The organism is Paraburkholderia flava (genome assembly GCF_004359985.1).
Classification (GTDB): Bacteria; Pseudomonadota; Gammaproteobacteria; order Burkholderiales; family Burkholderiaceae; genus Paraburkholderia; species Paraburkholderia flava.
Map to the genome: position 1 here is coordinate 2,162,809 of NZ_SMRO01000002.1, position 21,036 is coordinate 2,183,844.

Here is a 21,036-nt window from a genome sequence, read left to right on the forward strand (position 1 = left end):
GGCGGTGCGGGGCGTGACCTGTTTTTTCTTCGCTTCTCATCGTTATCGAAGCGAGTTGTTCTGTCGTGCGTGCTACGGCTTCGCGTGCGCGTCGTACTTGCCCTCCGTGCCCGCGCCGTAGTCGTTGATGAACGTGTAGTCGACGTGTTGCGGCGCGCTGGCGAGCGGCGCCGTCGAGCCAACGTCGAAGTCCATCGTCGCGTTCGGATCGACCATGCCGCCCTTGTCGTTTTCCCACGTCGCCGCGCCGTCGGTGGCCACCACCTTGCTGAACGTCACGTGATAAGGCGTCGGGTTGACCGCTTCGAGTGCATAGCTGCCGTTGTCTTTACGTACGAACTTCCACGTGACTTTTGCTGCTGCGTCGTTCGCGTCGCCGGGCAAACCCTTCGGACGGAAAAACACCTTGATGCGCGAACGAAACGCGAGCTGCAGCGAATTCGGCATATCGGATGTCGTGCTGGCCGCAGCGCGCGGCGGCACTTCGAGGACGTTGAGCCAGAACAGCGACTCCTTGTCCTGCGGCAGCGCTTCCTGCGTGTAGATCAGACGCAGGCTCTGCCCTTTCTTCGGGTCGAGTCGAAACAGCGGCGGCGACAGCGTGAACGGCACCTTCGATTCTTCCGGCATCGCGTTCGGATTGCCCGTGTCCAGCCACGCCTGCACGAGTGCCGGGGCGTCGCCTTCGTTACTGAGCTTGATGGTCACTTCGCGCTCCTGCGCGGAATAGATCACGCGCGTTCCGCTGATCACCACGCCCGCGTGCGCGCTGCCCGTGCCTAGCGATAACGCTAAAACCATCATCGCTACACGCCATTTCTTTTGCGCCGTCATTTCGCAACCCATGATTCTTTGGCGAACGTCGGGTCCGCCTTGATTTTTTTGCAACCGGCACCGCTAAGGGTGCCGGTTGCCACCCCGTAACGTCGTCTCTTACTGGTAGACGATCGAGTACATGACGGTCGTGTTGACCGTACCTGCCGTCGACGCGCCACCGGTCGCGACGTATTGCGCGAAGTACTTGAGCGTTGCCGCACCGCTCGCGAGCGCAACCGCCTTCGAGTTTTGCGAAGCCTGTGCCGCGCCCAGTGTGACGACGCTGCTGTCGCCGTTCAGCAGACCGACTTCGACGTTCGTCGCCGTGCCCGATGCGTTGACCAGTTGACCCGTCGTCGTGTCGACGGTCGCGCCCGGCTCGAAGTACGTCGAGACGTTGCCCGAGTTCGGCGTGCAGTTCGACAGCGCGATGTTGAACGGCGTACGGCCGGCGGTCGTACCGGCGGTGGCCAGTGCGGACGTCGACACGGTCGGCAGCGTGACCGTGAAGTTCTTGCCGCCGCCATTGCCGCTGATCGTGCAGGTCTGGCTGGTGATCTGGCCGGTAAACGTGATGGTGCCGTCCGCAGCTTGCGAGGCGACCGGCATCGCGGTTACTGCAGCAATTGCAGTAAGGATGCCTAAGCGAGTGATGTTCATGACTATTCCCGTTGATGAGTGGAGCCGGATATTGAAAGCGTATATGGCCGACTCTGCGATGTACGTCGCACCGCACCGACTCAGCCATGGACGCATTGTCCAAGACCTCACATTTCGCAACCTTTAACAAATGCAATATTTATTTCGTGAAGCTTTAAAAAACGTCAAATCCAGAAAATGCGAGGGTTAATCCTTAAATCGGCGTGGGATTTATTTTTCATCGTTAGGTATGAAGAAAGAGTGCTGATTGACCACCCGGCGGGCCCTGCGCTGCGATCTCCCCCACCCCGAATCGACTGTGCATCGGGTGAATTGACAATTTTTAAAACTTAACGATGTTTTATTTGACATTCATTATGAGATTGAAATCGGTTAAAAAAATATAGTCGAACCAGCATTAACCAGACCTGCCCGACGATCATCACGGATATCCGTCGTACGTTATTTTCGGGTGGAAAAAACAGTCCCATCAAACCGGCGAACAGGAGCGCGGTATGCATCAAAATAAAATATCGCCCGCCCGGTTGGCCGCTGGCGATGTGGTCCCCTCGCCGATTGGCGAAGCAATGGCAGGCACGATCCTGGGCGATAGAGTCGTGAAGGGTTTGAAGACCGGTGAATTTCACGTCGCGTTCCAGCCTATCGTCCACGCGCAGACCAGCACGTTGTCGGGCGTCGAATGCCTGCTGAGATGGTCGCATCCGGACTATGGCTTGCTGCTGCCCGGAAGTTTCCGTCACGTATTCGACAACGTCGACGTTGCGCGCGAGATCAGCTATTTCGTGCTTGATTCCGTCTGCGAGCAACTGGCGGGGCTGCGCAAGCTGGGTATCGATACGCCCCCTCACGTCGCGATCAACATCCAGCCGTCGCAACTGGTCGACGACACGCTAAGCGAGAGAATCAGGAAGATCACGAAGAAACACGGGGTCGACCCGTGTGTGCTCGAACTGGAACTCATCGAGACAGAGGATGTAGCGAAGATACTGGCCGTGCATGAGTTCACGCGATCGCTTAGAAAGCTGGGCGTGCGCCTCGCGATCGACGACTTCGGTACGGGCTATTCGTCGCTGACGACGCTCGACCGGATGCATATCGACACCGTCAAGCTGACGCGCGAATTCCTGCTTGGAATCCCCGCATCGCCGCTCGCCTGCACGGTGGTAAGCACGATACTGGATCTGTTTGCGCGTCTCGGCATTACCGCGGTCGCGGAAGGCGTGGAGACCCATGAGCAATTGCGCTGGCTCGCGCAACGCCCGGAGGTTCTGGTGCAGGGTTACTACATCGCGCCGCCACGACAAACGTTGTCGGAAGCGCTACGCGATCATCGGCCTTTGGCGAAAGGCCTCGCAGTCCGGCCACGCGGCAAACACCAGGCCGGCTGAATTACTGCGTTTTTCACGCTTGATCTGCGCTAGCGCGAAATCTCTTCCAGCGCGAGGTCGCGCGTACGCGGCCCGAACACGCCGATCGCCAGCATCACGATACCCATCGCCGCCGAGATGAAAACGAACACGCCCGTCGTGCCGAACTCCCTCAACGTTGCCGCGATGATGAATGCCGTAAAGATTGCGGAAAAGCGGCTCCACGAATAGACGAAACCCACCGCCTGCGCGCGGATACTCGTCGGGAAAAGCTCCGCCTGATACGCGTGATAGCTGTACGACATGATGTTGCCGACCAGCGTCAGGCACACACCCAGCGATATCAGCAGCACCGCGTTCGCCACCTGACTGAACCACAGACCGGCCACGACATTGATCGCGGCCATCGCAACGATGACGGTCTTGCGCTCGAAGCGATCCGCGATCACGAGACCGATCAGCGGCCCCACGGGCGCCGCGAGCGCGATGATGCTCGAGTACATCAGGCTCGTCGATACCGTGATGCCCTGCTTGATCAGCAACGTCGGCACCCAGTTCGCGAAGCCGTAATAGCCCACCGTCTGGAATACGTTGAACACGGTCAGCATCAACGCGCGCCGACGATACGGCGGCCGCCATATGTCGCGAAACCGGCCGCGCGACGAAGGCGGCGACAGCATCCCCGGCGGCGGCAACGGCCGGCCGTACTCCGCTTCGACCTTCCTTTCGAGTGTGGACATCACATCGTCGGCTTCGGTCAGGCGTCCTTGCTGTGCGAGCCAACGCGGACTTTCCGGCAGTTGACGGCGAATCCACCAGACGAAGATCGCGGCGGACGCACCGGTCAGCACGACCCACCGCCATCCATCGATGCCAAACGGCGCATGCGGTACGAGCAGATAAGACAGAAACGCGACCACGGGCACCGCCGCGAAGCCGACGGCCTGCTCGCACGCAAACGCACGGCCGCGAATCCGCTTGGGCACCAGCTCGGAGATGTACGTGCCGATCGTCACGAGTTCGACGCCGATACCGAGGCCCGCAATGAAGCGCCACAGATTCAGGCCGCCGGCAGTGTGCTGGAACGCCATGACCGTATTGGCCGCGACGTACCACAGCAGCGACCACGTGAAGATCGAGCGCCGCCCGAAGCGATCGGCGAGAAACCCGCACGCGAACGTTCCGACGAACAGCCCCGCGAACAGCGACGCAATAAAACTCGCGACCCCGGTGCTGCCGAACAGACCGTGAGTAGTCGGCGTAAGCAGCCCGCTGCGCACGAGCCCCGGTGCGATGTAGCCGGTGTACAGCAGGTCGTATAGCTCGAAGAAAAAACCGAGACTCAGCAGCACGACCAGCTTCCAGATCGAGCGCGTCGCCGGCAGACGATCGAGCCGTGCGGCAATCGCGCGGACGTCGAGTGCGGCGGCGGCATCGAGCATCGTCTCGGGGCTATCGGCGCTGTCTGAGGCATCGTCCCGTGCTGGAAAATCGGGGGGCGCCAATGTCATCGCGTCGGTGTCATCGACGAGCGCCTTGTCGGTCGAATGCATTGTTTGTCTCCTATGTCATACAGAGTTGGCGCTTGAACGCCGTACTCCGACGTCGACCTCTGTTGCCGCCTTAGCGCTTACTCCTTGTCCCACGCTAAACAGATCCTGCCCACCTTCTGCTACCGCACTTCAATACCCACCGTCTGCAGCGCCTCAAACGTCGTAATCCGCCCAGCCAAAGCACTCGCAGCAACGGTGTACGGACTGGCAAGCCAGACACTCCCCGGCCCCGAACGCCCCGGAAAATTCCGGTTGATCGCACTGATCGTCACGTCGTTGCTCGAACTCGACTGACCGGGCCCGCAGTTCGCACACGATCCGCAGCCCGGCATCACCAGCGTCGCACCGGCCTGCTCGAAGGTCGACAGGTAGCCCTGCTCTTCGCAATAACGGCGGACTTCCTGCGTGCCGAACTGCAGGAACAGGCGAGTCCCAGGCGCCACGCGCATCCCGTGCTCGATGCCCCATTGCAGCACGTCGTGATAGAAGTCGAAGTCTTCGCGCTTGCCCGCTGTGCACGAACCGCCGTACGCGAGATTCACAGCAACCTCGTCGCCAAGCGCACTCGCGGCGACTCCGTTGCCCGGGTCTCCAGGACGCGCGAGCATTGGCTCGATGCTGTCGGCGTCGATGCGAATCACCTTTCGATACGTCGCACCCGGATCGCTTTTCATCCACGGCTCAAGTGCGAATTCGACTCCGCGCCGCTCCTTCAGGAACGCGACAGTCTTTTCGTCCGGCTCGACGATGCCGGTGAAACCACCCAGTTCCGCGACCATGTTGGTCAGCGTCGCACGCTCGTCGACAGGCAGCGCGCGCACCGCGGAACCGCCGTATTCGAACACCAGTCCGATTGCGCCACCCGAGCGGATTTCGTCGAGATGCAGCAGATACAGCACGATGTCTTTCGCGGTCACGCCAGGTCGCAACACACCATCGACCTCGATACGCAGCGTCTCCGGAATCTTGCAGCGCACGTAGCCGGTCACCCAGCTATTGGCGATTTCCGTCGCGCCCGCACCGAACGCGAGGCAGCCGAGCGCGCCTGAATGCGGCGTATGCGAATCGGTGCCGGCGACGATCTGCCCAGGCAACGCGTAGCGCTCGGCCATCAGCGAATGGCAAATGCCTTCGGACCCGGTGCCGTCGGGCAGCGCGCCATGTGAGCGGACCGGGTAGTCGCGCGCGAAACTCGTATGCCCCTCGGTCAGATTCGCCACACCGGGCAGCAAACCGTCGCGCACGTGCGGAATGCTCTGCGGCGCGAGTACGAGGTGGTCCTGAAACGCGATGATGTGGTCCGGTTCGAACAGCGGTGCCGGCTTGCCGAACGCGCGATGCATCAGATGCGCGCACATGCCGGTGAAGTAGTCGTGGCTGAAGCGCCAGTCAGCCGCGACGAACACGCCGTCGCCGCGCGATGCGTTAGCCGTCTCGGGATGCAGATGCCGTTCGAGAATTTTTTCGACCAGCGTGCGGGGTGCCGCGTTTCCATCGACAGCAGGCGCATTGCGCTTGCGTGCATCGGGCCATTGCGTGAACTTGCTGTACGCAAGCAGGCCACCGCTGCGGATGATCCGCTGCGTGAGCGCATCGCGTCCGGTCAGGAACGCGTCGATCGGAATCGATTCGCCCGCGAGCAACCGGTCCAGCACGGTGAAATCCGTCGTGGTCAGGATGCCGATGTTGTCGCAGTTCTGCTGATAGATGCGCTCGAAACTCTCCGCGACGATCAAGCGGATTCCCGCGGACAGTTCCGCAAGCGGCGCCGACTCTCTCGACGACCCCTTACCGTAGCGCTTGCCGGCCACCGTGACCTGGAAGCCGCCTTTGCGCACCGCGTGATTGCCGATCGGCAGACGATCACCGGCCTTGAAACCGACGTACGGAAATTCGCCGAGGCGTTCGTCGTAGGTCAGCATCACCGTCACCGGTGTGATCTCGTCGGTCGATACGTTGTCGCGCAACGGACCCGCCTCTTGCGGCGTCAGCGCGCGGCCCGCGAGCTGTGCATCGATCAGGTCGGGATTCTCGGACAGGTACAGGACTCTGCCGGTCAATCGAAATGCGTCTTCCATGGTGCCTCCTTCACGCCAATATAGCGGCGGCCCGCATGCTCAGACGTAGCGATTCGGCAATGCAGCCATCACGCCTCGCGATGGCTCGTCAGAAACTGGACGAGCGCGGCGGCACTCGCGGTGAGTTCATCGCGTGCGCGAAACACGACGACCAGTTCGCGGCTCGCCCACGCGTCCGTCAGTTGCAATAGCTTGACGTCCAGCGTGTTCAGATAGAGCTGCCCGGTTTGCTCGGGCACGACCGCGATGCCGAGACCTGCATGCACCATCCGGCACAGCGCATCGAGGCTACCGACGCGAATCTGCACCTGCAACGCACGGCCCGCAGTGTCGGCTTCAGCGGCGATCAGTTGCGTCAGCGCGCTTTCGCTGCGCAGCCCGACAAATCGCTCATCGAACAGCGAGCCGAAGTCGACGCGGTACTGCGACGCAAGCGGGTGCGCGCTCGGCACCATCACCGCGAGACGGTCCGCGCGGTAGCGAATCCATTGATACGCATCGAGGCCGGCAATCGCGTTGCAGATGCCGAAGTCCGCGTTGTGTTCGTCGAGCATACGCAGCACATCGGCGCTGTTCTGCTCTTCCAGATCGATCTGCACGTCGGGGAAAAGGCGCTGAAACGCAGCGATATCCTCGGGAAGAAACTGCACGATCGACGACAGGTTCGCGACCAGCCGAACACTCCCCTTCGCGCCGGTGAAGTAGCGCGACAGTTCGGCGCCCAATGCTTCGACGTTACCGATGATCGCCTGCGCATGACGCAGCACCGTTTCGCCGACCGGCGTCACCTGAATGCCGCGCGATTGCCGCTGGATCAGCGGCAGACCGATCTGCGCTTCGAGATCGGCAATGCGTCGGCTCACCGCCGACGGTGCGATGAATTCGCGCTCGGCTGCACGCGCGATGTTCTTCTCCTGGCACACGGCGACGAAGAGCCGCAGCGAGGTCAAATCGAGTTTTCTGAGCAGGTTGTCCATGGCTAATGCGTTGCAGTCTCCGGTGCAGTCTCCTGATTGTCGCCGGCGTGTCGGGCGAGCCACTGCGCCACTTTAGCCGCAATCTGGTCGGAGTCGCGGTCCATCATCATCATGTGCGAATTGCCGTGCAGACCTTCTGCGGGTAGCGACAGTGTGTCGACTGTCGCGCCTGCCTGCACCAGCGTGCGTTGATAACGCAGCGGCGCATCGACCACCGAGCGCCAGAACGACGACGTGTCGAGATTGTCGCCCCACACGAACAGCTGCGGCACCTGCTTGAGTGCAGCGATAGCGTGTTCGTCGAGATTCGGCGCGCCCGACGGTTCCAGCGCGACGAGCGCCTTGATCTTGTCGGGTGCATGCAATGCAGCCGTCAACGCGAAATTGACGCCCTGGCTATGCGCGATCAGGATGCATGGACACACCCGCTGAACGAGCGCGTCGTACGCGGCTTGTGTCAGCGCATCGTTGGTCGCCCAGCGCGGGACGAACTGCTTGCTGAACGTGTCGAACGCTTCGACCGGAAATTGCGAGCCCGGGAAAGCAACGCGCTTTGCACGGTCGTCGCTATACGTGGGCCCGATCCGGAACAGCTTCCACGCTTCGGCCTTCGAGCGAAAGAAAGGCTCGGTCTTGTAGATCTCCGGATAGCGCGCCCACGACGAACGACCTCGCTCGACCGCATCGCTCACGTAGACGTCGTAGCCTGCGTTCAGAAAAAACATCTGCCAGCCAGGGCGTCCATCAGGCGTCGTCTCCCAGTTCGCGCCGGTCAGTCCTCCGCCATGCCATAGCAGCACCGGCAAGCGCGTGCGCGGATGCGCGAGCTTCACGTACTGAACGTACATCTGCCCGGCTTCGAACGTGCCGTTTGGATCGACAGTGGCCGGTGGCGCACCGGGCGAAAACACGATGCTGCGCGACGGCAGGCCCGACAACGCGACCTCGTGCCCACCGATAAAGAAGCTGCCGATCGAATCGACGGCGAGCGCTGTGTGTGCGTCGCTCCCTGTCGAGCCGGCTGGTGTCGTTCCGCAACCGCTCATCAACGCCGCACAGAATGCAGCAGTAAAGAGAAACATCGCGCGCGCATTCATGAATGGCGGGCCTCCGTGAAGGGAAATTACGAACGTCGATTGAGTTAGCCGTTCGATCCCGATGCCTGAACGGACCGGTTGTTCATGAACAGCGCACCCAACGCGAGCAGATAGAGTCCGCCGAGCCACAGCATCAACACCTGGAACCCGGCAGTGGCCAGCAGCCATGCGCCCAATGCAAGCAGGATGCCGTTGGCGACGCCGAAGTTTCGCTCCATCCGTGAAAACAGCGCAACGCGTTCGAGTGGATCGAGTGCGGACAGATCGAGATTGGCCATCGTCGCCGGACGCACGCCACCCGATCCGAGCCCGAGCAGACTGATGCCGATCAATCCCGACACGAAGTAGTCGATCCCATGATCGGCGAGCACTTCACTGCAACCGAGCACCAGCATCGCACCGAACATGCAGACGAGCGTCGCGATCATCAACGTGCGCACGCCGAATCGCTTGATAAAGCCGTTGACCGCCAGCGAGGTCGCAAACGCCGATAGCGTGAACAGTCCGAGCACCGCGCCGAACAGCAGCGGGTCGACGTTAACCATGATGAAGTAGAACGGCAGAAAGCCGACGAACGGCGCCAGCGTGAATGCCCTGGAAAGCGAATAGAAGCCCATCCAGAAGCGTTGCGTCGAGTCGAGTGATAGCGGCTTCGCAGATTGCGCACCACTCGTCCCTTTCGCGCGCGGCGGTACCGGTGGCTCACGGATCAACAGCACCAGCACCGTCGACGTGACGCTCGCGAGTAAAGACGCATAGAACGGCCAGAACGCCTGATAGTCGAACAGGATGCTGCCGGTCGAACCAGCTATTAAAGTGGCGATGAACATCTGGCTTTGCGAGCGCGTCTGCGTACGCATGAACAGCGACGGGTCGCCCGATGTGCCGGTAAGCGTGCGCAGCAGACTCGAATCGGTCGACAGCGCAATGCTGAACCCGGTCCCGCCGACGATCTGCGCGAGAACCAGCAGATTCATATCGACGTCGGCGAGCCGTGTGCCGGCGAGCAGCAGCACTATGCCGCTCGCCTTCATGATCTCGCCGATCGCGACCACGCGCTTTTCCGAAAACCTCGCGAGCAGTTTGCCGCCGATACTGGACGTGACGGTCGTCACCAGACCGTAGATCGCGAGCAGCGAGATCACGCGATACAGGCCGAGTTCGACCAGATACAGATGCAGGAACAGCACCGGCAAATGGAAATACAGCCGCGACACCACGCGGTACAGCACGAACAGCTGGATGTTGCGGCCGACCGCGTCTGCGGATCGAGCGGCTTCGGCCGGATCGCTCATCGTTGTAGTCGTCGTGCTAGCGGCTAGGCCACCACGATATCGCCCTGACGCAGCACCTTCAGCGTACCGTCGAGCAGAGAGACGATCGTGCTCGAACGCGTGGTCGTCGGTTTATCGGGCGCGGGTGGCACGATGTAATCGACTGCATCGGGAAAGGTTTGCGTCGCGAGTTCATAGTCGATCAACCGGTCGTGCTCGACGCCCGACAGATTCGCCGACGTCATCGCAAGCGGTCTGCCAAAGCGCTGGATCAGATCGTTCAGCACCGGGTTGCGATTGCAGACCACCGAAATCGAATCCTCCTTCAGATAAGGATGATCCGGCGCGGCCGACGATTTAGGCAACACGAAATTCAGCGGCCCGGGCCAATGCTGCGAAACCAGCGGACGCAACACGCCTTCGAGATCGCCGGACAGATCGATGTAATTCCATAGATCGTCGGGACGCGACACGAACAACGTCAGCGGCTTTTTCACGTCGCGTTTCTTGATCTCATACAGTCGCGCGCATGCGTGTTCGTTCCACGGATCTGCGGCGAACGCGTAGTTCGTGTCCGTCGGAACCATCAGCACGCCGCCCTGCTTGAGTACGTTCGCCGCATGTTCGGTAGGTAACATGGTGGTCTCCTCGAGGTGACAGGTCATGCGCGTCGCTGCCGCGCGACGCGCCGGAATCTAGATGCTCACGTCGACGCTGCGCCCGGCAAAGCAGTACTGTCCCGGTTGCAGCGCGCCCTTCCAGTCCACTCGCACGCGCACAGTCACGACCTTCACCGGCAACTGCCGGCGCGCGATTTCAGGCGGCGGGCTCGCGACGTACTGGCCGACCGTCACGCGCCCCGAACCCGAGCGGATGGTTTCGATGACGCCCGTCCAGTGACGCGAGTCGTGCGACAACGTGACGTCGGCATGCGCGCCGACCTTCAGGTCGCGTACATCGGATTCATCGAAAAACGCATCGATCCACACGTCGTTGCAATCGATCAGCTGCATGATCGGTGCGCCCGCGGGCAACGACTCGCCGCTTTGCGCATCGAGCGACCACACCACGCTGCCGCGATCTGCCTTTAGCGTCGCGATGCGCTGATGTTCGAATTCGGTTTCGACGCGCGCGAGTTCGTCGCGTGTCGCGGTGCCGAGCGTCTTTGCTTCCTGCAACTGCTGCCGAAGATCGACAAGCTCGAGTTCCAGTTGCCGGCTGCGCTGTTCCGGTTCGCTCAACGCACGCGGTCCGTCGAGCTGCAGGCCCACGCGTGCAGCCGCATACGTCGCTTCGCTCTGACTGATCTGTGCGCGTTGCGCCTGCGTCTGCGCGAGACTCGCGCGTGCAGTGGCAATGCTGCGGTCGTAGCCTGCGCGGCTCAGATAGCCCTTGTCGAACAGACTCGTCGCGCGTTTCATGTCCGCATCCGACAACGCGGACAGCGCGTCGAGACGCGCCAGCTCCGCGTGCGCCTGCTGGATCTGCGCGCCTGCATAGCGCGACTGCAAGGTCTGCTGGCTTTTGCTTTCACTTCGATACTGTGCCTGCTGCTGCTCGCGATCGGCGATGCGCGACGACAGGCTCACCTCGCGCTGAGCGAGATCGGCGCTTTGTACCTTCAGTTGCTGCTCGAGAATGCGCAGCTCGGACACGCGCGGATTCGACAGATCGCCCGCGATTCCGGCGAGCGGCTGATCGAGCTTGACCAGATCGCCCACCTCGACACCGGAAGCAAACGTCAGCGTGCCCGCGATAGGCGCACGCAGCGCGATCACGCTTGCATTGACGAACGCCTGCTTGCTGCTTGGGCGTTTGAACAACAGCCACGCGCCGAGCAACACGACGACGATCGCGATGCCCACCGGCGCGATACGCTTCCAGTTCGTGCGTACAGAGGCAACGCTCAACGCGGCCAGCGGATCCCGACGCATTGCTTTGCCTCCTGCCTTTTTATGAGCCCTGGATCAGCGCTGATACAGCGCGGTAAGCGACGTGCTGGCGATCGTGTTCGCGTGAATCAGGAATCGCGCGACCGCGTTGGTCGCTCCGGCATCGATGCCAAGCTTGTCGGTCGACAGCGCGTGCAGCGTGAACACATAGCGATGCGGTCCTGCGCCTTCGGGCGGACATGCGCCGCCGAAGCCGTGAAAGCCATAGTCATTCGCGCTCTGCACCGCGCCCTGCGGCAACGCGGCACCGTCCTTGTGTCCTGCGTCGGGCGTCAGCGCATCGGCATCGGGCGCGATGTCGAACGCGACCCAATGCCAGAAGCCGCTACCTGTCGGTGCGTCCGGGTCGTATACCGTGATCGCGAGGCTGCGCGTTCCGTCCGGGACGTTGCTCCACTTCAACGCGGGCGAACGGTTGTCGCCGCTGCCGCCGAAGTCGTTATATTCGTGTGCCTTCGTCAGCACACCCTGCTCGATGAACTCCGGCGAAACGAGGCTGAACGCTGTCATGTCGATTTCCTGTTCGAACGTTTTGGCTGATTCGCCATTGCTTTCCGCACCTTGCTAATCGAGTGCGGGGCACGGCCCTCTCGTGTGAAAAAAAGATAGCATGGCTAATAACCCGTCATGAACAATAAACATCGGCGAGCCATGTTGTTTCCATAGATGAACAATGGTGTTTGCCACGGAGTCAACGCGAAGCAACGGTTTTTGCACGCGTGATCTGCGTTAAATTCGGCCCGTGTCCGCGTTGGACTGACGATGCCCGGGACCCCACACCGAATGACAACGAAACTCTCGACGGCCAGGCTGAAGCGCTGCGCGCTGCTCGTGCTGGGCACGTTGAGCAGCGTCGCGAGTGCAGCCGATCTGGTCTCTACGTGGCAGGACGCCCAGGGCGCGGACCCTGGTTTCGCGGCCGCGCGAGCGGAGTTTCGCGCGAGCGACGAAGCGCTGCCGCAAGCGCGCGCGGCGCTGCTGCCGCATCTTCAGACTGCGTTCGGGGTGGGTTCGACATGGGCCAGCGTCTCCGACCTGCCGCGTCAGGCGTACACGACCAATGGTTACGGCGCACAGGTGGTCGTGCCCGTGTTTCATTGGGGCGACTGGCAAGGGCTCGAAATCGGCAAGCTGCATGTTGCACGCGGTGAAGTCGCGTTCGAGAAAGCGCGGCAAAAACTGATGCTCGACGTAGCACGCGCGTACTTCGACGTGCTGCTCGCACAGGACACACTGCGTTTCGCGAAGGCTCATGAAGCGTCGCTCGAACAACAGTTGAACACCGCACAGGCCGCCTTCGACGCGGGCGATCAAACGGTCGTCGACGTCGATCAGGCCAGAGCCACGCGCGATCTCGCTAAAGCGGATCGCGCGGCCGCAACGTCGGACTTCGCGATCCGGGTTGCACGCTTGAACAAGCTGGTCGGCCATCCGGTTGGCGATCTCGCGACGCTGCCCGATGCAGCCAGGCTGCCGCCCGTCGCCCCCGACGAACTCGAGAAGTGGGTCGATCTCGCGCAGCATCAGAATCTCGACGTCGCGGGTGAAGAGATCGATCTCGAAGTCGCGCGCCGCGAAACGCGTCGCGCGCGTGCCGCCGATATGCCCACCGTCGATCTCGTCGCGAGCTTCAATCACAGCAGCCAGGCGAATTCGCGCTACATGTACGCTGCGAATCTGCCGGGTAATGCCGGCATCGGTGTAGCGGGCGGCGCCGGCAATTCATCGGTGGTGGGCATCCAGATCACGATTCCGATTTTTGCCGGCGGTTCGATTCAGAGCCGCAAGCGCGAAACGCTCGCGCTCGAGGACAAAGCCAGCAACGACTTGCTCAACGCGCGCGAGAACGCCGCGCTCGATGCACGGCAGACCTGCCTCGCATTGTTCAACGGAGTGGACCGCATCGCCGCGCTGCAATCAGCGGTGATTTCGACGCGTACGTCGAGCGGTTCGGCGAGAACAGCCTATGAAGTGGGAGATCGAGCGAGCACCGACGTGCTGATCGCAGAGGACAAACAGTATGCGTCGCAAACCGCGTTAAGCCGCGCTCGCTACGACTATTTGATTCACCGGCTCGAACTTGCGCAGATCGCGGGACAATTGACGGATGCCGATCTTGCCAGCATCAACGCGTTACTGCGTGAGCCTGCCGCGGGGCCTCGTTAAAGCCCCGCAGCACATTCCAATCAAGCCTCAGCCGGCACGCGCGCAGGAATCTTGCCCACTGCACGCGCATACGCGAACAACCCACCCGCTTCGACGATATTCGCCAGCTCGCCGACCGGCTCGACCGGCGCATCCGCGCGACCGTTACCGATGCGCACGATCTGCTCGTCGACCAAAATCTCGATCACGTCCCCCGTCTTGATCTGCTCGCACAGCCGGACCTTCGACACGACGGGCAGCAATTGCCCCGTCGATACGCAGTTGCGAAAGAAGATCCGTGCATACGATTGCGCAATCACCGCGCGCACGCCGGCCGCACCCAACGTCACGACAGCATGTTCGCGCGACGAGCCGCAGCCGAAATTCTGCCCGGCGACGACGATGGTATAAGGCGATTTTCCCAGTTGCGGGTCAATGAACGGCAGCGAGCCTTCCGGCAAGCCGCACATCGCAAGCGACGCAAGCTGCGCGTAACCCTCGGGACTGGAAGGATTGATCTTCAGATATTCGGCCGTCAGGATCTGGTCGGTATCGATGTTATCGCCGAGCACGTAGGCAACGCCCCGGATAGTCTTTGCAGTCATGGCGGTCACGCTCACAGATAGACGTTGGGATTGACGAATTGCCCGGCCACCGCTGCGGCGGCCACGGTGTAAGGCGAACCGAGGTAGATGTTCGCGCGCTTGTTGCCCATGCGGCCGACGAAGTTGCGGTTCGTCGTCGATGCAACCGACAGCGGTTCGTTGACGCGACCGAACGTGTCGGACGGGCCACCGCAGCATGCGGCACAACTCGGTTCCGACGACAGCGCCACGCCTGCGCCAGTCAGAATCGAATAGATCGACGTCCCGTTGACCTCGGTCGTGACGATGCCATGGAACACCTCTTTAGTCGCCGGCACCGCGAATGTGGGCACCGACACCTTGCGGCCATCAAGAATTCTTGCGGCAGCAATGAAGTCTTCGAGCTTGCCGCCGGTGCACGAGCCGATATACGCCTGCTGGATGCGAATGTCGGCCACCTCGTCCACGCTGCCCACGTTATCCGGCGAATGGGGTTTAGCGACGAGCGGCTGCATCGTCGACACGTCGACGTCGAGCACGCGCACGTAGCTCGCGTCCGCATCGGGCGTGAGCACGTCGTACGGAATCTCGTTGCGGGTCGCGAGGTAATCGATCGTGGCCTGGTTCGGCACCATGATGCCGTTCTTCGCCCCGCACTCGACGACCATATTGCACAACGTCATCCGCTCTTCGACGGACAGCGCATCCACCACCTCCCCGCCGAATTCGATCGCCTGATAGGTCGCGCCGTCGATCGTCAGTTCACCGAGCACCGCGAGAATCAAATCCTTCGCGAGCACGTGCGACGGCAACGATCCGCGGAAATTGACGCGGATCGTCTCCGGCACCTTCAGCGGAATCTCGCCGGTGCCGAGCGCAAACGCGCCGTCCGTGATCCCCATCCCGACGGCGAAGGTGCCGAATGCGCCGGACGTCACGGTATGCGAATCGGTGCCGAGCAGCACTTCGCCGGGACGGTTATGACCGCCCTCCGCGAGACCGATATGGCACACGCCGCGATATTTCGGCGTGCCTACGTCGTAGAAGTATTTGATTTCCTGCTCGCGCGCGAACTCGCGCATCACGCGCACGTTCTGGTTAGCCAGCACGTCGGCGGTATAGATGAAGTGGTCCGGAATCATCACGAAGCGCGTCGGGTCCCAGACCCTCGCGCCCTCGCCGAACTCTTTCTTGAAGATGCTGATCACGCCCGGCGAACAGGGGTCGTGGGACATTAGCACGTCAACCTTGGCCCAAATCACTTCGCCGGGTGTCACCCGGGAACGGCCACTGGCTTTCGCCAGGACCTTCTGGCTTAAGGTCTGTCCGGTGCTCATGCTTTGGCTCCTGTATCGGCTCGGGGAACATTCGTCTAGCGTCGTTTGGCGCCGACGATGTGAACGGAAAATAACATGACACACCTTCAAAAAGAACAGATCATCTGCTTTGAGACCGTTTGTTTCCTGGGAGAAACGAAATGAATCAGCTAGACCAGCTAACCTCAATGGTGATCTTCGCGAAGATTGTCGACACCTTGAGCTATACCGAAGCGGCAAAACTGTTAGGCCTGTCGAAGTCGGCCGTCAGTAAGGAAATCAATCGACTTGAAACGGGGCTAGGCGTCACGCTGCTTAAGCGCACCACGCGCAAGATCGAGGTCACGGAGGTCGGCCGCACTTACTATGAGTACTGCGTGCGGCTGCTTGCCGAGGTGCGCGGCGCGGATGCGTTCGTGCGTCAGTATCACGAGGAGCCGGTCGGCAATCTGCGCGTCGTGGCCCCCACCACGTTCGGCAACAGGATGATCTTGCCCACGCTGTGCCGGTTTATCGCCAGCAATATCCACGTCCAGGTCGACCTCGAATTAACCGACCGCCTGGTCGATCTCAACGAACAGAACGTCGACGTCGCCATCGTCATCAGCCGCGACAAGCCCGATCAAGGCACCGTGCAGCCTTTGACCGAAGTGCACTGGGGCGTCTTCGCGTCGCCGGCCTACATCGCGTCCCATCCTCCTGTCACGCGCCCCGAAGATCTCGCACGCCACGGCTTCCTGCTGTTTCGCGGACCGGCCTATACAACCGCGCTACAACTGCGTCAGGGCAAGCGGCAACTGGAAACACGCGTGCGCTGCATCCTGCGCTCGAACAACAGCGTGTCGTTGCTGAACGCCGCGATCGCAGGCGTCGGTGTCGCCTATCTGCCGCGCTACGTCGCACGCGAAGCGATCGCAACCGGACAGCTGCAGCAACTCCTGCCCGACTGGGCCTCCGAAACACGCGTCGCCTATGTGATGTATCGCGACGACCGCTTTCTTTCCCCGCGCGTGCGCATGTTCGTCCAGGGGCTCGCAGATTTCTTTGCGAGCGAGGCGAGCGGGATCGACGGTTAAGCGCGCGACGCCCATCGGTCTTCGATGCACGATTGTCGAATCAATGACGATTGTCGTTTCCTGTTCGATCGCCGAGCATTTCCCACGGGAAACAATTGGCATCACTACGAGGATTAGATTCTTTACCTCCATGCGCCAGTGCTAATCTCAACCCACAACAAAGTTCAGCAATACATCGACACCTGCGTTTCGAATCTCTCGCCCTGTCACCAGCCTTGATCTTATGAAGTCGCTTAACTGATCCGCGAATCGGCATGGTTTGAAAATTATGTAGCAATCCTTATTACATATACGAGATTATGCGAAACGCATTTAATTTAAAGAACGACTTTTCGTCATATTAAATACCGACGCACAGACGATCGGTCCGATATTCGTTGTCCGCTTCGCCGATGCGAGCGGCACCCGAAATGCACGTCTCTTGCGCCATAAACCTTCGCGGCGAGATGTCCCGGCAGTCGAATCAATGTCCAGTACGCCGCTCCCGTACCGGTCAACGTGAAATGCTTCCGTCTCTTCGGGGACGGGAATCTGTCGTGGTGTTCCTTACGTTTCAGGGGTCTATATGAAATCGACTTTCGAGTTTTCGGACGAAGAAAAGGATGCGCTATTCGAGGTTCTATGTTCAGTCAAGGAAAGCCCATATAAAGACTATTTTGCGTTTCACCGCAGCATCGGCGCCCTCACCGCCAATCACAAGGTTCCTGATTTCTTCCTCAACCTATGCGAACAGATCCGTGTCGATCGCTCGAAAGAGAAACGCTACGCGCATCTGCTACGGAACGTTCCGCTAGACGAGGACATTCCGGTCTTCGATCAGAACGACCCCGTTCACGACAAGTACGAAAAGAAGAAATCATTCGTCGGCGAAGCGCTACTCGATCTATTCGCACAGTTGACCGAGACCCCGCTACTAGCCTACGAAACACGTAACAACGGCGACTTTTTCCACGACGTCTACGCACACAAGAAGTACAGCCAGACGCAGACGCAAAAAACCGACGGCGAATTGTTCTTCCATAACGATCGCACCGCGCATCCGGTACGTGCCGACTTCCTGAGTCTTCTAGGCATGCGTTGCAGCGACGCGAACCGGATCTACACGGGTTTTCTCGACGGCCGCACACTGCTCGACCACATCAGCGAAGAACACCAGGCTTTACTTCGCAAACCGCTGTTCACCACCCCTTACGACGAATACTCGCGCGACTCGAATCGTCAGCAGGTGATGTCCGATCGTCACGCGATCCTCGAGAACGAACACAGCTTCCGCTACTACGACACGCGCACGACCTATGCGCCCGGCGCGCCGCTCGAAGCGATCAACGCATTGCTGTCGCTGAAGAACGCGATCGTCAAGGCGAACAAGGAACGCGTGCATATCCGCACCGGCGATCTCTTCTCGTTTGCGAATCAGGATGCGCTGCATAACCGCGAACTGATCGAAATCAACGACGCCGAGAACGCGCAAAAGCGTTGGCTGCTGAAAACCTACAGCTTCCGCGACCCAGCCAGTCTGCGGCGCTTTAGCGACTACTTCAGCCACGAGCAACCAGGACTCGTCAGAGAGTCAGCGACGGTCGACTGACCGCACCCGCTTCATATCGACAGGTTTTGTGACGTGTTGCCGCGCCTTCGCGCATGGCAACGGCGATCCTCTGCGCGCGTATCGCGTGTGCATCGAGCTACGCCATCACCGACACGGTGATCGCGCGTCCGGATCGCCTGGCACCTGATCCAGGGCCCTCCCGTCACACCGCACGTCCCTCGATACACCGACCTCCCGTCACGGGCTGATTGCGATGAAGATATCGATATTCCCCGGCGCATATCGCGATGCGCCGCTGTCAAGTCACGTTCTTACGCTGCTCGATGGTCTTAAGCAGCAAGGATGTGCAATCGACTACACGTCGATTTCCGCCGATGCAACGTTCGCCGAAACCGTCGCCGCCTGTGCGAATGCGGACGCCGTTCTGACGATGTCTGCGTCGCCTTTGTCGTCGCGGCTCGAAGCGATCTCGCATGCGTCCGACCTGTTGGCATCGCTTCATTCGATCGCGTTACCGCGCGCGCTGTCGCATCTGTCGCCGGTCGGATCGGTCGTGGCCGGCGGACTGGACGTGCTCATCGTCGGCGATCGGCATTGCGGGCTGAGCGGCGCGTTGCCGCGCGGTGTCGTCGCGGGCGATCGCGAACTGATCGGCACCAACACGATCCGCTACGCGGAAAGCGACATCCGTCGGCTTGCGCATCTGGCATTCGATATTGCGCGGCGCCGGTCATCTCGCCTGATTTCAGTCGATCAAGCCGATCACCTGGAGACGATGGAGTTATGGCGCGACGTCGTCTCCGAAGTCGCCGACGAGTACCCCGACGTTCAGCTCGAACATCTGCTGATCGAACAGGCCCTTCAGCAACTCGTCACAGCACCGCATCGCTTCGACACGATCGTCGCAGGCGGCAGTCTCGCGACGATTCTCGCCGCACAGGCGAGCGTGCTGAGCGGACTGGCAGACGTATGGCCTCACGCACTGGTGGGCGCCAGCACGTTCGGCATCTACGAAATCGCGGCACCTCGTCACGATGAATCCATAGCGTCGGTTTCTTTAGACGCCCACGCATTGGCCGCGCTCAACGCGCTGTCGCTGATGTTCCAGCTCGGTCCCGACGACGAGTCCCTCAAGACCGGCATAGAAAACGCCTACGCACACGCGTCCGTCGCCCATCGATCGACACGTGCTTAGCCGTTCCCCCATCGCTTTCCGCACTCCACTCAGGAGATTGGCATGACTACCGCATCGATACACGCCGCGACACGCGGACACGACAGTCTGGATCGCATCTACCGCGCGATTACGTTGCGCACGATCCCCATGCTGTTCGTTTGCTACATGTGCAACTACCTCGACCGCATCAACGTCGGGTTCGCAAAACTGCAGATGCTCGACGATCTGAAAATGAGCGAGACCGCGTTCGGACTGGGCGCGGGGATTTTCTTCGTCGGCTATGTACTGGCCGGTGTTCCAAGCAGCTTCGCGTTGCGCAAAATCTCGCCACGTCGATGGATGTGCATCCTGATGCTCGTATGGGGTGCGCTGTCCGCGTCGCTGATGTGGGTCAAGTCGCCGTCGTCGTTCTACGTGCTGCGCTTTTTGACCGGTGTAGCCGAAGCGGGCTTCTTTCCGAGCATCGTGCTCTATCTCGCGCAGTGGTTTCCGTCTAGCCGGCGCGGCCGCGTGATGTCGCTGTTCATGGTGTCGATTCCGCTGTCGGGACTCGTCGGCGGACCGTTGTCGGGGTGGATCCTGCAGCACTTTGCAGCGGCGCCGAACGGTCTCGCGGCATGGCAATGGCTCTATCTTCTACAGGGCGCACCGACCATCGTCATGGGGTTGGTGCTGCTATCGGTGCTACGCGACGACGTCGATCACGCCGACTGGCTAGGCGAATCCGGCAAGCAACTCATACGCGAAGACCTGGAACGCGACGCACGTCTGCAATCCACGCTACACAACACGCGCAAAACGGCACGCCCTGCATTGATCAGCCATACCGTACTGATGCTGGGCTTCGTCTATTTCTGCATCCAGATGGGCGTGTACGCGATGAACTTCTGGTTGCCGTCGATCATCCGGTCGCTTGGCTTTCCTAACCTCGGCGTTGTCGGTCTCATCAGCGCGGTCCCTTATCTGTGCGCCGCCGTGGTGATGGTTTTCGTCGGACGCTCCGCCGATGCGCATCAGGAACGACGCCTGCACCTCGGCGTGCCGGTGCTCATTGGCTTCGTCGGTCTGCTGCTCGCCGCTACCGCGAACGGCAGCATACCGGTTGCGCTCGGTGGTCTCACGCTCGCGACCGCCGGCACGCTGACGGGACTCGCGATGTTCTGGCCGTTCACGTCCGCTGTTCCTGGAGGAAGTCCGTCGGCGCCGAGCGTCGCGCTGATCAACTCGGTCGGCCAGATCGCGGGCTTCGTGAGCCCCTATTTCATCGGGTGGGTCAGAGACACGACGCACAGCACCACGCCCGCGTTGTATCTACTATCGAGCGCGATGGCCCTCGGCGCGATTCTCGTGATGCGGCCGCCTCGCGCGATCAGCGTACCGATCGTTAGCAGCGAAGTTGCAACGGATTGACGTGT

The 21,036-nt window shown here is 61.0% G+C and carries 18 protein-coding genes; 6 read left to right on the forward strand and 12 right to left on the reverse strand.

Annotated features, from left to right (window positions below):
- Nucleotides 1-72: 72 nt before the first annotated feature.
- Both E1748_RS21110 and E1748_RS21115 read right to left on the reverse strand, forming a co-directional pair.
- Nucleotides 73-804 carry a fimbrial biogenesis chaperone gene (locus E1748_RS21110; RefSeq protein ID WP_240766711.1) on the reverse strand — a complete coding sequence of 244 codons (732 nt, stop codon included), beginning with the start codon at nucleotides 802-804 and terminating at the stop codon, nucleotides 73-75.
- Between the two features lie 129 nt (nucleotides 805-933).
- Complete coding sequence (locus E1748_RS21115; RefSeq protein ID WP_133649082.1) at nucleotides 934-1,476, reverse strand: fimbrial protein; 543 nt, start codon at nucleotides 1,474-1,476, stop codon at nucleotides 934-936.
- A gap of 566 nt (nucleotides 1,477-2,042) precedes the next feature.
- Here E1748_RS21115 and E1748_RS21120 point away from each other — a divergent pair.
- Entirely contained in the window at nucleotides 2,043-2,864 is an 822-nt protein-coding gene (locus E1748_RS21120; protein ID WP_166653601.1) for an EAL domain-containing protein, read from the forward strand.
- A 29-nt stretch (nucleotides 2,865-2,893) separates the two neighbouring features.
- Here E1748_RS21120 and E1748_RS21125 read toward each other — a convergent pair whose 3' ends face one another.
- The 8 genes from E1748_RS21125 to E1748_RS21160 all read right to left on the reverse strand — a co-directional run bounded on the left by E1748_RS21125 (nucleotide 2,894) and on the right by E1748_RS21160 (nucleotide 12,284).
- Nucleotides 2,894-4,285, reverse strand: coding sequence for an MFS transporter (locus tag E1748_RS21125; protein ID WP_133649465.1), 1,392 nt, complete (start codon nucleotides 4,283-4,285; stop codon nucleotides 2,894-2,896).
- 230 nt (nucleotides 4,286-4,515) lie between these two features.
- The gene (locus E1748_RS21130; RefSeq protein ID WP_133649084.1) at nucleotides 4,516-6,474 is read right to left on the reverse strand and encodes an aconitase family protein; all 1,959 of its coding nucleotides are present in this window, start codon (nucleotides 6,472-6,474) and stop codon (nucleotides 4,516-4,518) included.
- Nucleotides 6,475-6,542: 68 nt separating this feature from the next.
- Entirely contained in the window at nucleotides 6,543-7,451 is a 909-nt protein-coding gene (locus E1748_RS21135) for a LysR family transcriptional regulator (RefSeq protein WP_133649085.1), read from the reverse strand.
- Nucleotides 7,452-7,453: 2 nt separating this feature from the next.
- The gene (locus E1748_RS21140) at nucleotides 7,454-8,548 is read right to left on the reverse strand and encodes an alpha/beta hydrolase (RefSeq protein WP_133649086.1); all 1,095 of its coding nucleotides are present in this window, start codon (nucleotides 8,546-8,548) and stop codon (nucleotides 7,454-7,456) included.
- Nucleotides 8,549-8,592: 44 nt separating this feature from the next.
- Entirely contained in the window at nucleotides 8,593-9,843 is a 1,251-nt protein-coding gene (locus E1748_RS21145) for an MFS transporter (RefSeq protein WP_133649087.1), read from the reverse strand.
- 23 nt (nucleotides 9,844-9,866) lie between these two features.
- A complete protein-coding gene (locus E1748_RS21150; protein WP_133649088.1) occupies nucleotides 9,867-10,460 on the reverse strand; it encodes an L-threonylcarbamoyladenylate synthase in 594 nt (197 codons plus the stop codon).
- Nucleotides 10,461-10,517: 57 nt separating this feature from the next.
- Nucleotides 10,518-11,756: an HlyD family secretion protein gene (locus E1748_RS21155; RefSeq protein ID WP_133649089.1), complete on the reverse strand. Its 1,239-nt coding sequence runs from the start codon at nucleotides 11,754-11,756 to the stop codon at nucleotides 10,518-10,520.
- A 33-nt stretch (nucleotides 11,757-11,789) separates the two neighbouring features.
- Nucleotides 11,790-12,284: a YbhB/YbcL family Raf kinase inhibitor-like protein gene (locus tag E1748_RS21160; RefSeq protein ID WP_133649090.1), complete on the reverse strand. Its 495-nt coding sequence runs from the start codon at nucleotides 12,282-12,284 to the stop codon at nucleotides 11,790-11,792.
- Nucleotides 12,285-12,557: 273 nt separating this feature from the next.
- Here E1748_RS21160 and E1748_RS21165 point away from each other — a divergent pair, with 273 nt between their 5' ends.
- Nucleotides 12,558-13,940 carry a TolC family outer membrane protein gene (locus E1748_RS21165; protein ID WP_166653602.1) on the forward strand — a complete coding sequence of 461 codons (1,383 nt, stop codon included), beginning with the start codon at nucleotides 12,558-12,560 and terminating at the stop codon, nucleotides 13,938-13,940.
- A 20-nt stretch (nucleotides 13,941-13,960) separates the two neighbouring features.
- Here E1748_RS21165 and E1748_RS21170 read toward each other — a convergent pair whose 3' ends face one another.
- Both E1748_RS21170 and E1748_RS21175 read right to left on the reverse strand, forming a co-directional pair.
- The gene (locus E1748_RS21170; protein WP_133649092.1) at nucleotides 13,961-14,524 is read right to left on the reverse strand and encodes a LeuD/DmdB family oxidoreductase small subunit; all 564 of its coding nucleotides are present in this window, start codon (nucleotides 14,522-14,524) and stop codon (nucleotides 13,961-13,963) included.
- A gap of 11 nt (nucleotides 14,525-14,535) precedes the next feature.
- Entirely contained in the window at nucleotides 14,536-15,840 is a 1,305-nt protein-coding gene (locus E1748_RS21175; protein ID WP_133649093.1) for a 3-isopropylmalate dehydratase large subunit, read from the reverse strand.
- A gap of 140 nt (nucleotides 15,841-15,980) precedes the next feature.
- Between E1748_RS21175 and E1748_RS21180 the strand changes: the two genes are divergently transcribed.
- The 4 genes from E1748_RS21180 to E1748_RS21195 all read left to right on the forward strand — a co-directional run bounded on the left by E1748_RS21180 (nucleotide 15,981) and on the right by E1748_RS21195 (nucleotide 21,031).
- Complete coding sequence (locus E1748_RS21180) at nucleotides 15,981-16,895, forward strand: LysR family transcriptional regulator (protein WP_133649094.1); 915 nt, start codon at nucleotides 15,981-15,983, stop codon at nucleotides 16,893-16,895.
- Nucleotides 16,896-17,460: 565 nt separating this feature from the next.
- On the forward strand, nucleotides 17,461-18,483 hold the full coding sequence (locus tag E1748_RS21185) for a TauD/TfdA family dioxygenase (protein ID WP_133649095.1): 1,023 nt from the start codon (nucleotides 17,461-17,463) through the stop codon (nucleotides 18,481-18,483).
- A 214-nt stretch (nucleotides 18,484-18,697) separates the two neighbouring features.
- Complete coding sequence (locus tag E1748_RS21190) at nucleotides 18,698-19,639, forward strand: isocitrate/isopropylmalate family dehydrogenase (protein WP_133649096.1); 942 nt, start codon at nucleotides 18,698-18,700, stop codon at nucleotides 19,637-19,639.
- Between the two features lie 42 nt (nucleotides 19,640-19,681).
- Entirely contained in the window at nucleotides 19,682-21,031 is a 1,350-nt protein-coding gene (locus E1748_RS21195; protein ID WP_133649097.1) for an MFS transporter, read from the forward strand.
- The last annotated feature ends 5 nt before the right edge of the window (nucleotides 21,032-21,036 follow it).

What these genes read in the sequence shown, in the direction of transcription:
- E1748_RS21195 (WP_133649097.1), top strand. Translation starts at nt 19,682, where the DNA reads ATGACTACCGCATCGATACACGCCGCGACACGCGGACACGACAGTCTG.
- E1748_RS21130 (WP_133649084.1), bottom strand. Translation starts at nt 6,474, where the DNA reads ATGGAAGACGCATTTCGATTGACCGGCAGAGTCCTGTACCTGTCCGAG.
- E1748_RS21185 (WP_133649095.1), top strand. Translation starts at nt 17,461, where the DNA reads ATGAAATCGACTTTCGAGTTTTCGGACGAAGAAAAGGATGCGCTATTC.
- E1748_RS21110 (WP_240766711.1), bottom strand. Translation starts at nt 804, where the DNA reads ATGATGGTTTTAGCGTTATCGCTAGGCACGGGCAGCGCGCACGCGGGC.
- E1748_RS21165 (WP_166653602.1), top strand. Translation starts at nt 12,558, where the DNA reads ATGACAACGAAACTCTCGACGGCCAGGCTGAAGCGCTGCGCGCTGCTC.
- E1748_RS21150 (WP_133649088.1), bottom strand. Translation starts at nt 10,460, where the DNA reads ATGTTACCTACCGAACATGCGGCGAACGTACTCAAGCAGGGCGGCGTG.
- E1748_RS21160 (WP_133649090.1), bottom strand. Translation starts at nt 12,284, where the DNA reads ATGACAGCGTTCAGCCTCGTTTCGCCGGAGTTCATCGAGCAGGGTGTG.
- E1748_RS21125 (WP_133649465.1), bottom strand. Translation starts at nt 4,285, where the DNA reads ATGCTCGATGCCGCCGCCGCACTCGACGTCCGCGCGATTGCCGCACGG.
- E1748_RS21175 (WP_133649093.1), bottom strand. Translation starts at nt 15,840, where the DNA reads ATGAGCACCGGACAGACCTTAAGCCAGAAGGTCCTGGCGAAAGCCAGT.
- E1748_RS21190 (WP_133649096.1), top strand. Translation starts at nt 18,698, where the DNA reads ATGAAGATATCGATATTCCCCGGCGCATATCGCGATGCGCCGCTGTCA.
- E1748_RS21115 (WP_133649082.1), bottom strand. Translation starts at nt 1,476, where the DNA reads ATGAACATCACTCGCTTAGGCATCCTTACTGCAATTGCTGCAGTAACC.
- E1748_RS21120 (WP_166653601.1), top strand. Translation starts at nt 2,043, where the DNA reads ATGGCAGGCACGATCCTGGGCGATAGAGTCGTGAAGGGTTTGAAGACC.
- E1748_RS21170 (WP_133649092.1), bottom strand. Translation starts at nt 14,524, where the DNA reads ATGACTGCAAAGACTATCCGGGGCGTTGCCTACGTGCTCGGCGATAAC.
- E1748_RS21155 (WP_133649089.1), bottom strand. Translation starts at nt 11,756, where the DNA reads ATGCGTCGGGATCCGCTGGCCGCGTTGAGCGTTGCCTCTGTACGCACG.
- E1748_RS21145 (WP_133649087.1), bottom strand. Translation starts at nt 9,843, where the DNA reads ATGAGCGATCCGGCCGAAGCCGCTCGATCCGCAGACGCGGTCGGCCGC.
- E1748_RS21180 (WP_133649094.1), top strand. Translation starts at nt 15,981, where the DNA reads ATGAATCAGCTAGACCAGCTAACCTCAATGGTGATCTTCGCGAAGATT.
- E1748_RS21135 (WP_133649085.1), bottom strand. Translation starts at nt 7,451, where the DNA reads ATGGACAACCTGCTCAGAAAACTCGATTTGACCTCGCTGCGGCTCTTC.
- E1748_RS21140 (WP_133649086.1), bottom strand. Translation starts at nt 8,548, where the DNA reads ATGAATGCGCGCGCGATGTTTCTCTTTACTGCTGCATTCTGTGCGGCG.